Below are 12,304 nucleotides of genomic sequence, written 5' to 3'. Positions count from 1 at the left end.
TTTCCGATCAGCATCGCGAGCCCGCCACCGCGCCTCTACCGCGCCCCGGAGCACCGGATGGCCGCCGGGGTGGCCGCCGGCATCGCCGATCATCTCGGCATCTCGGTGCTGCGGGTACGGGTCGCCTTCATGGTCCTGCTCGGGCTGAGCGGGCTCGGCCTGCTGCTCTACGCGGCGTTCTGGGCCGTGGTGCCGTTGCGGCCCGGCAACTCGGGAGTGCCGCCCCGGCGTGACGTCGCCCAGCTGCTGCCGTTCGTGGCGATCGGGCTCGGCGTCCTGCTGGTGCAGGTGATGGTCTTCGACTCGATCGGCGCGGCGGGCACCGCCGGCTGGCTGGTGGCGATCATCGCGGTCGGCGCCGGCGTGATCTGGCACCAGTCCGCGCCGGAGCGGCGTCGCCAGTGGGGCGATTCGATGCCGGTGCCCTGGCTCGGCGCGGTGGTGGAGGAGAGTGACCGGCGCGCGTTCGTGCTGCGCTTCATCGGCGGCGGGGTGCTGGTCGCGGTCGGCATCATCGGCGTCGCCGCGGTCTACTCCCCGGCGCAGAACTTCGACGCGGTGATCAACGGCGTGATCTTCGCGCTGGTGGGCCTCGCCGGGGTGTGCGTGGTCGCGGCACCGGTGCTCTGGCGGACGTACAACCAGCTCCGCTCGGAGCGCGAGGGACGGATCCGTGAGCAGGAGCGGGCCGAGTTGGCCGCCATGGTGCACGACCAGGTGCTGCACACCCTCGCCCTGATCCAGCGCAACGCCAGCGACGTCAAGACCGTCCAGCGGTTGGCCCGCGGGCAGGAGCGCTCGCTGCGCAACTGGCTCTACAAGCCCACCGGGTCGCCGAGCGAGCGGTTCGCCGCCGCGCTGGAGCAGGCCGCGGCCGAGGTCGAGGACACCTTCGCGATCACGGTGGAGGCGGTGGTGGTCGGCGACCGGGAGACCGACGAACGGGTCGGCGCGCTGGTCGCCGCCGCCCGGGAGGCGCTGGTGAACGCCGCCCGGCACGCCGGAGTGCAGACCGTCTCGCTCTACGCCGAGGTGGAGCCCGATCAGGTCAGCGTCTTCGTCCGGGACCGGGGCAAGGGCTTCGATCCGGATACGGTGGAGGATCACCGGCACGGCGTCCGTGGCTCGATCATCGGGCGGATGAAGCGGCACGGCGGTCGGGCCGAGATCCGGTCCGGGCCGGGTGACGGGACGGAGGTCCGGTTGATGCTGCCGATCTCCCGGGACTCGTCCACAGCGGAAAGGGACAGATGACGATGGCCGAGCAGTCGATGGAACCGGTCGAGGGGGCGGAAGCCCGCGCCGAGCGGCTGCGGGTCTTCCTCGTGGACGACCACGCCATGTTCCGCGCCGGCGTACGCGCCGAACTCGGGGCGCACGTCGAGGTGGTGGGCGAGGCGAGCACGGTCGCCGAGGCGGTCAACCGGATCGCGGCCACCCTGCCGGACGTGGTCCTGCTCGACGTGCACATGCCCGACGGGGGCGGGCGGGCGGTGCTGGACGCGATGCGGCGTACCCACCCGCAGGTCAAGTTCCTGGCGCTGAGCGTCTCGGACGCGGCCGAGGACGTGATCGGGCTGATCCGGGCCGGGGCCCGCGGTTACGTCACCAAGACGATCTCGCCGGACGAGCTGACCGCGGCGATCCGCCGGGTGGCCGACGGCGACGCGGTGTTCAGCCCGCGGCTGGCCGGCTTCGTGCTGGACGCGTTCGCGTCCCGGCCGGACACTCCGGTCGCCGATCCGGAGCTCGACCAGCTCACCAACCGTGAGCGCGAGGTGCTCCGGCTGCTGGCCCGGGGGTACGCCTACAAGGAGATCGCCAAGGAGCTGTTCATCTCGATCAAGACGGTCGAGACGCACGTCTCCAACGTGCTGCGCAAACTCCAGATGTCCAACCGGTACGAGCTCTCCCGTTGGGCGGCCGACCGCCGACTGGTCTGATCGGCTCCACGCCGGGGGCGCCTGCGTCGCTGTCCCCGGTCCCGGTCGAGGTCACTCGGTGCGCAGCACCGTGAAGGCCTCGGCCAGCCGGCCGGGCGGCAGCCCGGCGTTGTCGGCCACTGTGGTGAGCCGGTCCCGGATCCAGGTCGCCACGTCGAAGTGCCCGGTCTGCGAGCGGTGCGCCCGCATCGCCGCGATCTTCCGGTCGAACCGGTCGGTCACGTCGACGGCGTGGTCCGGCCCGGGGCCGCCGGCGTACCAGACCTCCCGGACCACCCAGGGCTCCAGTCCCTCGGCGAGCAGGTCGGGGTGGGCGAACGGGTTGCGCGCGTCGGGATAGATCGCGCAGGTGGTGGCCTCGCCGACGGCCAGGTGGTCCGGGTGGCTGGGGCCGGTGAGCTGTTCCCAGCGGCGTAGCGGCGAGCTGGTCAGCACCCGGTCCGGGCGGAACCGGCGGATCATCGCGGTGATGTCGCGACGCAGGTCCAGGGTCGGGCCGAGCGTCCCGTCGGGATAGCCGTCGAGGAACTCGACCTGCCGGACGCCGACGGCTGCGGCGGCGGCCCGCTGTTCGGTCTCCCGCAGCCGGGGCATCCGGGCCCGCTCGGTGTCGTCGAAGCCGCCGGCATCCCCCCGGGTGGCGACGAGGTACGCGACCTCGATACCCTCATCCACCCAGCCGGCGATTGTGCCCGCACAGCCGAAGTCGACATCGTCCGGATGGGCAAAAACAGCCAGTGCTCGACGGACGTCGGAGAGCACGGGAGCGGAGGCGGGAAAGCTCACAGGGCCTGAGCGTACGCGCCGGCCCGCACTCCGGCAGGACCATGTCTTTCCTGCTCAGAGCGGCACGAGACGCCCACTTCATGATCTTTTCTCAAGTATCGGCAACGTGGCGGGCAACTAACGTCTTGATAACGGCACCTTCACGGAAGTGGCCGGTGAGTGTCACAGTGGCAGCACCTCGCCCCCGGTGTGAGGCACTCCGTACGGCCCGACGACCACGCCCGCCGCCTGTCGACTGCGGTTCGTGGAAGAAACGCCTGCGCAGTGCCGATCCCGATCGGGCGGGGTGGCCCGGCGGATCGGTACATCGGGGGTGTCCCGATTTCCCAGTGGTGTTCGGCGACCCGGCCAACGGGTCGCCGTTGGCGTCACCCCCCAGACGTGCGTGAAACCCACGACGGAACCAGGTTAGAAAGAGGAGGCCCCTCGGAATGAGAGTCTCGAAGCGGGCGAGTAGCGCGGTTGCGCTGGGCGCGGCTGTCGCGCTCATCGCGTCCGGCTGCTCGGGCAGCGACAACGGCGGCGACGCCGGCAACAGCGCGGACGGCGCCATCGTCATCGACGGCACCCAGCCGGAGGTTCCCCTGGTCCCGGCGAACACCACCGAGACCGGTGGTGGCGCGATCATCGACTACCTGTGGACCGGTCTGGTCGAGTACCCGAACAACGGTGGTGCTCCGCAGAACGCCGTCGCGGAGTCGATCGAAACCACGGACTCCAAGGTCTACACCATCAAGATCAAGAAGGGCCTGAAGTTCCACGACGGGTCCGAGGTGAAGGCCGCCAACTTCACCAAGGCCTGGAACTGGGCTGCGTACTCGCCGAACGGCGCGCAGAACTCCAGCTTCTTCGCCGACATCGCGGGCTTCGCCGACGTCCAGTCCACGGACCCGGACGAGGACGGCCCGAAGACGGCTCCGGAGCCGAAGGCCAAGGAGATGACCGGCCTCAAGGTCGTCGACGACTACACCTTCGAGGTCACCCTCGCCGCGCCGACCGCGGTCTTCCCGACCAAGCTCGGCTACAGCGCCTTCGTGCCGCTGCCGGACGTGTTCTTCACCCAGAAGCCGGAAGACTTCGGCAAGAAGCCGATCGGTAACGGCCCGGTGAAGTTCGTGTCGTGGGAAGACGACGTCATGATCAAGCTGACGCGCTTCGACGACTACACGCTGCGCGACAAGATGAAGATCAAGGACGTCGACGTCAAGCTGTACCAGGAGGACACGGCGGCCTACAACGACCTGCTGGCCAACAACCTGGACTTCCAGCAGCAGGTGCCGCAGTCGTCGCTCGCCGGTGACAAGTGGAAGACCGACCTGGGCGAGCGGGCCATCCAGTCCGTCACCCCGTCCACGGGCATCATCGCCTTCCCGACGTACGACCCGCGCTTCAAGAACCCGAAGCTGCGCAAGGCGGTCTCGCTGTCGATCAACCGGCAGGAGATCACCGAGAAGATCTTCTTCGGTAACCGCGTTCCGGCCGACAGCTGGGCCAACCCGCTGACCCCGGGCGCCAAGGAGAAGAACTGCACCTCGTGCGTCTACGACGCGGCGCAGGCCAAGGCGCTGCTGGCCGAGGCCGGTGGCTTCACGGGCGAGATGGTCTTCTACTACAACGCGGACGCCAGCCACAAGCCGTGGATGGACGCCGTCGCGCAGAGCGTGAAGAACACCCTGGGCATCAACGCCCGGGCCGAGGGCATCCCGACCTTCGCCGTCTTCCGTGAGCAGATCAACGCCCACAAGATGAAGGGCCCGTACCGTGCCGGCTGGCAGCAGGACTACCCGGACGTGGAGAACTGGGTCAACCCGCTCTACGTGACTGGTGGCTCCTCGAACGACGGCCTGTACAGCAACACGCAGGTTGACGCGCTGGCCAAGGAGGCCAGTGGCGCGCCGAGCCTGGACGCGTCGCACGCCAAGTTCGCCGAGGCGGTCGCGATCATCGACCAGGACGTTCCGTCCATCCCGGTCTACTTCCAGGGTCAGCAGTCCGGCCACTCGGAGAAGATCAAGAAGGTGGAGCTGACCAACGTCGGCGAGATCGACATCACCTCCGTCGAGCTCTGATCCGTACGGTCTGACCCAGGTCGGGCTCACCTACCAGGTGAGCCCGACCTGGGGCCGTTCCGCGAGGGGTGCAAAATACCCCTCGACACGTCGTCACGCGTGTCGCCTCGCCGACGCGCCCCCTGTCTGGAGGACCACCCCATGGGCCGTTATCTGTTGAGACGGCTGCTCCAACTCGTCCCGGTCTTCATCGGCACGACCTTCCTGATCTACTGGCTCGTCTGGTCGGTGCCCGGCGATCCGTTCGCCGGCAAGTGCGGCGAGCGCCCGTGCCCGCCCGGATTCGTCGCGGTGATGACCGAGAAGTTCCAGCTGGACCAGCCGCTCTACGTGCAGTACGCCACCTACATGAAGAACCTCTTCCAGGGTGACTTCGGTACCACCTTCGGCGGTCGTTCGATCAACGACATCATCGCCACGGCCTATCCGAACACCCTGAAGCTGGCCGTGGTGGCCCTGGCGATCGAGGCGATCATCGGCCTCACCGCCGGCGTGCTGACCGGCCTTCGGCGTAACGGCTTCCTGGACAACCTGGTCCTGGTCTCCACCCTCTTCCTGATCGCGCTGCCGATCTTCGTCATCGGCTTCGTGCTCCAGTGGGTGCTGGGTGTGCAGTGGAACATCGTCGAGCCCACCGTGTCGAGCGAAATGCGGATCTCCGAGTTGCTCGTACCCGGCTTCGTGCTGGGTAGCGCCTCGATGGCGTACATCGCCCGGGTGGCCCGGACCAGCATCTCCGAGAACCGCCGCTCCGACTACGTGCGCACGGCCATCGCCAAGGGCCTGCCGATGCGCCGGGTGGTCGGTGTGCACCTGCTGCGCAACTCGCTGATCCCGGTGGTCACCCTGCTCGGCACCGACCTCGGCGCCCTGATGGGCGGCGCCATCGTCACCGAGGGCATCTTCCAGATCAACGGCATCGGTCGGGTCGTCTACCGGTCGATCGTCACGAAGGAGAGCGCCACCGTGGTCTCCATCGTGGTGATCCTGGTGATCGTCTACCTCCTGATGAACCTGTTGGTGGACCTGCTCTACGCCGCCCTTGACCCGAGGATCCGCTATGAGTGAGCGCAGCGAACGAATCATCAACGCGGCGTGCCTGATGACCCAGGCCGGCGCCGAGAAGAGTGAGGTGACGGCATGAGCGACCCGAGCACCGCCTCGATCGTCTCCACCCCGCCGGCGCACCAGCCCACCGAGATCGGCGGCCCGACCAACGCCGGCCTGCCCGCCAGTGCTCGGGAGAAGCCCCGCGGCCTGCTCGGCGACGCCTGGCAGGACCTCCGCCGCAAGCCGCTCTTCTGGATCTCGGCGGCGTTCATCCTGCTCTTCATCGCGATGGCGACCTTCCCGTCGCTCTTCACCTCGGCCGACCCGACCGCAGGAAACCTGAGCCGGAGCCTGGAGAAGCCCTCCGGGCACGCCTGGTTCGGCTACGACCTCCAGGGCCAGGACGTCTTCGCCCGGACCATCTACGGCGCCAACGCCTCCATCGTGGTGGCGCTGCTCTCGGTGCTCGGGACGCTGCTGATCGGCGGCACCATGGGCATGATCGCCGGCTACCGCGGCGGCTGGGTGGACGCCCTGCTGTCCCGGATCGCCGACGTCTTCTTCGGCCTGCCGTTCGTGCTCGGCGCGATCGTCATCCTGACCACGTTCAACGGGTCGGGGACCAGCAACGGCGAGTGGAAGATCAAGTTCCTGGTCATCGCGTCGCTGGTCGTGCTGAGCTGGCCGGTCGTGATGCGACTGATGCGCTCCTCGGTGCTGGCCACCAAGGAGGCCGACTACATCGTCGCGGCCCGGGCACTGGGCGCCGGCACCGGCCGGATCATCCTCAAGCACCTGCTGCCGAACTGCCTGGCGCCGCTGCTGGTCTACGGCACGATCATGGTCGGCTCGTTCATCGGCGCCGAGGCGACGCTCTCCTTCCTGGGCGTCGGGCTGAAGTCGCCGGTGGTCTCGTGGGGCATCATCATCAACGAGGCGCAGGACCTGATCCGGGTGGCTCCCTACCTGCTCTTCTTCCCCGCCGCGTTCCTCGTCGCCGCCGTCCTGAGCTTCGTGATGCTCGGTGAGGCGGTCCGCGAGGCACTCGATCCGAAACTCCGCTAGGGGAGATTCAGTTGTCCGACATTCTCGTGTCCGAGCAGTCCGCCGCGGGTGCCGCCGGGCGCCCGGCCGGCCGTCTGCTCGAGGTCGACGACCTCCGGGTGGAGTTCCGTACCCGCGACGGCGTCGCCAAGGTCATCAACGGGGTCACGTACCACGTCGACGCGGGGGAGACCCTCGCCGTGCTCGGCGAGTCCGGCTCCGGTAAGAGCGTCACCGCGCAGACCATCATGGGCATCCTCGACACGCCGCCCGGTCACGTCACCGGCGGTCAGGTGCGCTTCCACGGCAAGGACATGCTCAAGATGTCCTTCGAGGAGCGCCGCCGCATCCGCGGCGAGGGCATCGCGATGATCTTCCAGGACGCGCTCTCCGCGCTGAACCCGGTCTTCACCGTCGGGTTCCAGATCGCCGAGCAGTTCCGGGTCCGGCGCGGCATGGGCCGTTCCGAGGCCAAGAAGCGCGCGATCGAGATGCTCGACCAGGTCAAGATCCCGAACGCCAAGGGCCGGTTCAGCAACTACCCGCACCAGTTCTCCGGCGGTATGCGGCAGCGGGCGATGATCGCCATGTCGCTGGCGCTCGACCCGGAGGTGCTGATCGCGGACGAGCCGACCACCGCGCTCGACGTGACCGTGCAGGCCCAGATCATGGACCTCCTCGCCGAACTGCAGCGTGAGCGGCAGATGGGCATGATCCTGATCACCCACGACCTCGGCGTGGTCGCCGACGTCGCGGACCGGATCGCGGTCATGTACGCCGGCCGGATCGTCGAGGAAGCCGACGTGTACGACCTGTACGCCAAGCCGGCGCACCCGTACACCCTCGGCCTGCTCAACTCGATCCCGCGGCTGGACGAGAAGGGGCAGCAGCTCCGGACGATCAAGGGCCTTCCGCCGAACCTGATGAGCATCCCGCCGGGCTGCCCGTTCAACCCGCGCTGCCCCATGGCGCAGCCGGTCTGCCGGGAGAAGGTGCCGCCGCTGCTGCAGATCGGCGCCGGCCGGGCCAGCGCCTGCCACTTCGCCGAGGAGCTGGTGAACCGTGACTAACATTCTCGAGGTCCGTGACCTGGTCAAGCACTACCCGGTCACCCGCGGTGTGGTGTTCAAGAAGACCATCGGTCAGGTCAAGGCCGTCGACGGCGTCTCCTTCGAGCTGCGCCAGGGCGAGACCCTCGGCGTGGTCGGCGAGTCCGGCTGCGGCAAGTCGACGCTGGCCCGGGTGCTGATGAACCTGGAGAAGCCGACCGGCGGCAGCGTGCTCTACAAGGGGCAGGACACCGCCAAGCTCTCCGGCGGGGCGCTGCGCCGACTGCGCCGGCAGATCCAGCTGGTCATGCAGGACCCGTACACCTCGCTGAACCCGCGGATGACGGTCGGCGACCTGGTCGGCGAGCCGTTCGAGATCCACCCCGAGGTGGCCCCGCGGGGCAGCCGACGGGGCAAGGTCAAGGAACTGCTCGACCTGGTGGGCCTCAACCCGGAGCACATCAACCGGTACCCGCACCAGTTCTCCGGCGGGCAGCGGCAGCGCATCGGCATCGCCCGGGCGCTCGCCCTGCGTCCGGAGATCATCGTCTGCGACGAGCCGGTGTCGGCGCTGGACGTCTCCATCCAGGCGCAGGTGATGAACCTGCTGGAGAAGCTGCAGGGCGAGTTCGGCCTGTCGTACGTCTTCATTGCCCACGACCTGTCGGTGGTGCGCCACCTCTCCGAGCGGGTCGCGGTCATGTACCTCGGCAAGATCGTGGAGATCGGCACCGAGGACGAGATCTACGAGCGGCCGACCCACCCGTACACCCAGGCGCTGCTCTCGGCCGTGCCGGTGCCGGACCCGACCGTCCGGGAGCACAAGGCGATCATCCGCCTGACCGGCGACGTGCCGTCCCCGGTCAGCCCGCCCTCGGGCTGCCGGTTCCGTACGCGTTGCTGGAAGGCGCAGGACATCTGCGCCCAGCAGGTGCCGCTGCTGCAGATCCGGCAGGGCTCGGACCACCCGAGCGCCTGCCACTTCGCGGAGAAGCGGGAGATCGTGGCCACCCACGAGGCCTGAGCCACCCTGAACCGCCTGCCGACGTCGTCGCGACGCCGGCAGGCGGTTCCGCGTATCCGGGCCCGGTCGACGCCGGGCGCCGTCGCCGGCGTCTCAGAGCGGGCCGCGACCGGCGCGGAGCAGCAGCAGCGCGAGCTGGGTGCCGTCGGAGCCGAGCGCCTGCCGGAACCGCTCCAGGATCTCCCGCTCGCGGGAGAGCACCAGCCGGGTACCGCCGGACGCCATCCGGGTCGCGCCGACCTGCTGGGACAGGCTCGCCCGCTCCTGCCACAGGTCGATCAGCGCCTGGTCGATCTGGTCGATCCGCTCGCGGATGGCCACGATCTGAGCCGCCGCGACCGGCTCCTTCGTGCCGGCGTCCACCGGCCGCGGGTCGGGTCGGCCGTTCTCGGTGTCGCCGGTGGCCAGGTTCGCCGCCAGGTCGGCCGCCTGGGCGGGTGTGCCGTTCGTAGCCTCGGCGGGCGCGTCGGCCGACCGGGCCGGCACGTCGCCGGGCGTCACCGCGGCGGATCGCCCCCCGTCGGCGTCGCCGGACGCATCGGGTTTGCCCGGGCCGCCGTTCTGCTCCACCACGTCTGTCATCATCGCCGTACCCCTCGGACGTCGGGCCCGGTGCCCGGATCCCGGGACGAAAAAGCCCCGGGCTCCAGGAGCCCGGGGCTTTTCGCAGGTCTGTGATCAGGCGCGACCTACGGCTGCCGGACTCCCGGTGCCGTAGTAAAAGTAGTAGCGCTGACCGAACACGCCGTCGAGTATGCCCATCCCGGGCGCCGGCGCGCAAGGATTCCCGGGGAAGCGGGCCCCAGGTCACCCCGAGCGGGTCGCCGCCCGGCGGGCGGCGCCGGCTGGGTCGCACCCGGGCGTGCGCGGTCGGGAAGTGTCCGCCCGGCGGCATAGACTCGCCGTGCGATGCATCCTCTCTTCGACATCCCCGCGTCCCCGCCCGCGCCCGAGCGCGCGTCGGCCCGTCCGCACCGGCCCGGGCCGACGCCCAGCCGCCTCGATCCACAGGCCCTGCTCACCGGGTTGAACGGGCCGCAGGGCGATGCGGTCACCCACGCCGGCACACCACTGCTGATCGTGGCGGGCGCGGGCTCCGGCAAGACCCGGGTGCTCACCCACCGGATCGCCTACCTGCTCGCCGCGCGGGACGTGCACCCCGGCGAGATCATCGCGATCACCTTCACCAACAAGGCCGCCGGCGAGATGAAGGAGCGGGTCGCCGCGCTGGTCGGGCCGCGGGCCCGGCTGATGTGGGTGTCGACCTTCCACTCGGCCTGTGTCCGGATCCTGCGCGCCGAGCACGAGCACGCCGGGCTGAAGTCGACCTTCTCCATCTACGACGCCGACGACTCCCGCCGGCTGATGCAGCTGGTCACCCGCGAGCTCGATCTCGACCCGAAGCGCTACCCGGCGCGCGGCCTGGCCGCCCAGGTCTCCAACCTGAAGAACGAGCTGGTCGACCCCGAGGAGTTCACCGCCCGGGCCAAGGGCCCCAACGAGCGGGCCCTCGCCGAGGCCTACACGCTCTACCAGCGCCGACTGCGGGAGGCGCACGCGCTGGACTTCGACGATCTGATCATGACCACGGTGCACCTGCTCCAGTCGCACCCGCACGTCGCGGAGACCTACCGCCGGCGCTTCCGGCACGTGCTGGTGGACGAATACCAGGACACCAACCACGCCCAGTACACCCTGATCAAGGAGCTGGTCTCCGGCACCGAGGGGCTGGCACCGGCCGAGCTCTGCGTGGTCGGCGACGCGGACCAGTCGATCTACGCGTTCCGCGGCGCGACCATCCGCAACATCCTGGAGTTCGAGCGGGACTTCACCGACGCGCGGACGATCCTGCTGGAGCAGAACTACCGCTCCACCCAGACCATCCTCAACGCCGCCAACGCGGTGATCGACCGCAACACCTCCCGCAAGCCCAAGCGGCTCTGGAGCGACGCGGGCGCCGGCGAGCAGATCGTCGGCTACGTGGCCGACACCGAGCACGCCGAGGCGGACTGGGTGGCCCGCGAGATCGACCGGCTGGTCGACGCCGACGAGGCCCGCCCGGGTGACGTGGCGGTCTTCTACCGCACCAACGCCCAGTCCCGGGTCTTCGAGGAGGTGTTCATCCGGATCGGCCTGCCCTACAAGGTGGTCGGCGGGGTGCGCTTCTACGAGCGCAAGGAGGTCCGCGACGCGCTGGCCTACCTGCGCGCGGTGGTCAACGACGACGACACGGTGAGCCTGCGCCGGATCCTGAACACCCCGCGCCGGGGGATCGGCGAGCGGGCCGAGGCGTGCGTCGAGGCGCTCGCCAGTCGGGACCGCATCTCCTTCGGCGCGGCGCTGCACCGGGCCAAGGAGGCGCCGGGCATCTCGACCCGGGCGGCGAACGGCATCGCCGAGTTCGTCGCCCTGCTCGACGGCGCCCGCGAGCTGGCCGAGACCGGCACCCCGGAGGAGGTGCTGGAGGCGCTGCTCACCCGCTCCGGCTACCTGACCGAGCTGGAAGAGAGCCTCGACCCGCAGGACGCCGGCCGGGTCGACAACCTCCAGGAACTGGTCAGCGTGGCTCGGGAGTACACCGAGCGGATCGAGGCGACCGGCGACGAGGGAGAGCGGGCCACCCTGGCCGGCTTCCTGGAGCAGGTCGCCCTGGTCGCCGACGCCGACCAGATCCCCGCCGACGACCCGGACCACCAGGGCGTCGTCACGCTGATGACGCTGCACACCGCCAAGGGGCTGGAGTTCCCGGTGGTCTTCCTGACCGGTCTGGAGGACGGCGTCTTCCCGCACCTGCGCTCGCTCGGCGACACCCGCGAGCTGGAGGAGGAGCGGCGGCTGGCCTACGTCGGGATCACCCGGGCCCGGCAGCGCCTCTACCTCTCCCGGGCGGTGACCCGCTCGGCGTGGGGACAGCCGTCCTACAACCCGCCGTCCCGCTTCCTCGAGGAGCTGCCGCCGGAGCTGGTGCGCTGGGAGCGCACCGAGGGGTCGTACACCTCGTGGGCCGGCGGGGGCGGCGGCGTCGGTGGCCGCGCGGACCGCACGTCCGGCGGGCGCGGGACCTTCAACGGGGGTACGCCGAAGGCGGCCCAGTTGGCGAAGCGGCTCGGTGTCGACGGCAGCCGGTTGACCACCGCCAGTGAGTTGCCGCAGGGGCCGAAGGTGGCCGCCGGCGACCGGGTCAACCACCAGCGCTACGGGCTGGGCCGGGTGCTCGCCGTGGAGGGGCATGGCCCCGGCGCTCGCGCGCAGATCGACTTCGGCGACCAGACCATGTGGCTGGTTCTCCGGCACGCCCCCATCGACAAGCTCTGAGCCGGCGCGGCCCGGCCCGGCGGA

At 69.9% G+C, this 12,304-nt stretch carries 10 protein-coding genes; 8 read left to right on the top strand and 2 right to left on the bottom strand.

Annotated elements, in window-relative coordinates; all coding sequences use genetic code 11:
• The first annotated feature begins 12 nt into the window (after window positions 1-12).
• Together ACIP9D_RS15940 and ACIP9D_RS15935 are read left to right on the top strand one after the other, a co-directional pair.
• Window positions 13-1,254 carry a PspC domain-containing protein gene (locus tag ACIP9D_RS15940; RefSeq protein WP_350872117.1) on the top strand — a complete coding sequence of 414 codons (1,242 nt, stop codon included), beginning with the start codon at window positions 13-15 and terminating at the stop codon, window positions 1,252-1,254.
• A 2-nt stretch (window positions 1,255-1,256) separates the two neighbouring features.
• Window positions 1,257-1,943 (top strand): response regulator transcription factor, encoded by a 687-nt coding sequence (locus ACIP9D_RS15935; protein WP_350872119.1) that lies wholly within the window; start codon window positions 1,257-1,259, stop codon window positions 1,941-1,943.
• A 51-nt stretch (window positions 1,944-1,994) separates the two neighbouring features.
• Here ACIP9D_RS15935 and ACIP9D_RS15930 read toward each other — a convergent pair whose 3' ends face one another.
• Window positions 1,995-2,705, bottom strand: coding sequence for a PIG-L deacetylase family protein (locus tag ACIP9D_RS15930; protein WP_400450287.1), 711 nt, complete (start codon window positions 2,703-2,705; stop codon window positions 1,995-1,997).
• A gap of 455 nt (window positions 2,706-3,160) precedes the next feature.
• Between ACIP9D_RS15930 and ACIP9D_RS15925 the strand changes: the two genes are divergently transcribed.
• The 5 genes from ACIP9D_RS15925 to ACIP9D_RS15905 all read left to right on the top strand — a co-directional run bounded on the left by ACIP9D_RS15925 (window position 3,161) and on the right by ACIP9D_RS15905 (window position 8,965).
• Window positions 3,161-4,798: an ABC transporter substrate-binding protein gene (locus ACIP9D_RS15925; RefSeq protein ID WP_350871401.1), complete on the top strand. Its 1,638-nt coding sequence runs from the start codon at window positions 3,161-3,163 to the stop codon at window positions 4,796-4,798.
• 141 nt (window positions 4,799-4,939) lie between these two features.
• Entirely contained in the window at window positions 4,940-5,866 is a 927-nt protein-coding gene (locus ACIP9D_RS15920) for an ABC transporter permease (RefSeq protein ID WP_350871403.1), read from the top strand.
• 72 nt (window positions 5,867-5,938) lie between these two features.
• Window positions 5,939-6,913, top strand: coding sequence for an ABC transporter permease (locus tag ACIP9D_RS15915; RefSeq protein WP_350871404.1), 975 nt, complete (start codon window positions 5,939-5,941; stop codon window positions 6,911-6,913).
• Between the two features lie 26 nt (window positions 6,914-6,939).
• Window positions 6,940-7,962: an ABC transporter ATP-binding protein gene (locus tag ACIP9D_RS15910; protein WP_350872120.1), complete on the top strand. Its 1,023-nt coding sequence runs from the start codon at window positions 6,940-6,942 to the stop codon at window positions 7,960-7,962.
• Window positions 7,955-8,965 (top strand): dipeptide ABC transporter ATP-binding protein, encoded by a 1,011-nt coding sequence (locus ACIP9D_RS15905; RefSeq protein ID WP_350871406.1) that lies wholly within the window; start codon window positions 7,955-7,957, stop codon window positions 8,963-8,965. Before ACIP9D_RS15910 ends, ACIP9D_RS15905 begins: the two co-directional genes overlap by 8 nt.
• Before the next feature lie 93 nt (window positions 8,966-9,058).
• On the opposite strand, the gene ACIP9D_RS15900 is transcribed toward ACIP9D_RS15905, so the two are convergent.
• Window positions 9,059-9,328 carry a chorismate mutase gene (locus tag ACIP9D_RS15900; RefSeq protein WP_400450284.1) on the bottom strand — a complete coding sequence of 90 codons (270 nt, stop codon included), beginning with the start codon at window positions 9,326-9,328 and terminating at the stop codon, window positions 9,059-9,061.
• A gap of 546 nt (window positions 9,329-9,874) precedes the next feature.
• Between ACIP9D_RS15900 and pcrA the strand changes: the two genes are divergently transcribed.
• Window positions 9,875-12,280: a DNA helicase PcrA gene (gene pcrA, locus ACIP9D_RS15895; RefSeq protein WP_350871408.1), complete on the top strand. Its 2,406-nt coding sequence runs from the start codon at window positions 9,875-9,877 to the stop codon at window positions 12,278-12,280.
• Window positions 12,281-12,304 lie beyond the last annotated feature (24 nt).

The organism is Micromonospora sp. NPDC093243, from assembly GCF_044753725.1.
GTDB lineage: Bacteria > Actinomycetota > Actinomycetes > Mycobacteriales > Micromonosporaceae > Micromonospora.
Note: the sequence above shows the minus strand (reverse complement) of the source record. Positions and strands in the feature narration are given on the sequence as shown.

Excerpts from the sequence above, each read along its gene's own strand:
- ACIP9D_RS15925 (WP_350871401.1), top strand. The coding sequence starts at position 3,161 with ATGAGAGTCTCGAAGCGGGCGAGTAGCGCGGTTGCGCTGGGCGCGGCT.
- ACIP9D_RS15920 (WP_350871403.1), top strand. The coding sequence starts at position 4,940 with ATGGGCCGTTATCTGTTGAGACGGCTGCTCCAACTCGTCCCGGTCTTC.
- ACIP9D_RS15935 (WP_350872119.1), top strand. The coding sequence starts at position 1,257 with ATGGCCGAGCAGTCGATGGAACCGGTCGAGGGGGCGGAAGCCCGCGCC.
- pcrA (WP_350871408.1), top strand. The coding sequence starts at position 9,875 with ATGCATCCTCTCTTCGACATCCCCGCGTCCCCGCCCGCGCCCGAGCGC.
- ACIP9D_RS15915 (WP_350871404.1), top strand. The coding sequence starts at position 5,939 with ATGAGCGACCCGAGCACCGCCTCGATCGTCTCCACCCCGCCGGCGCAC.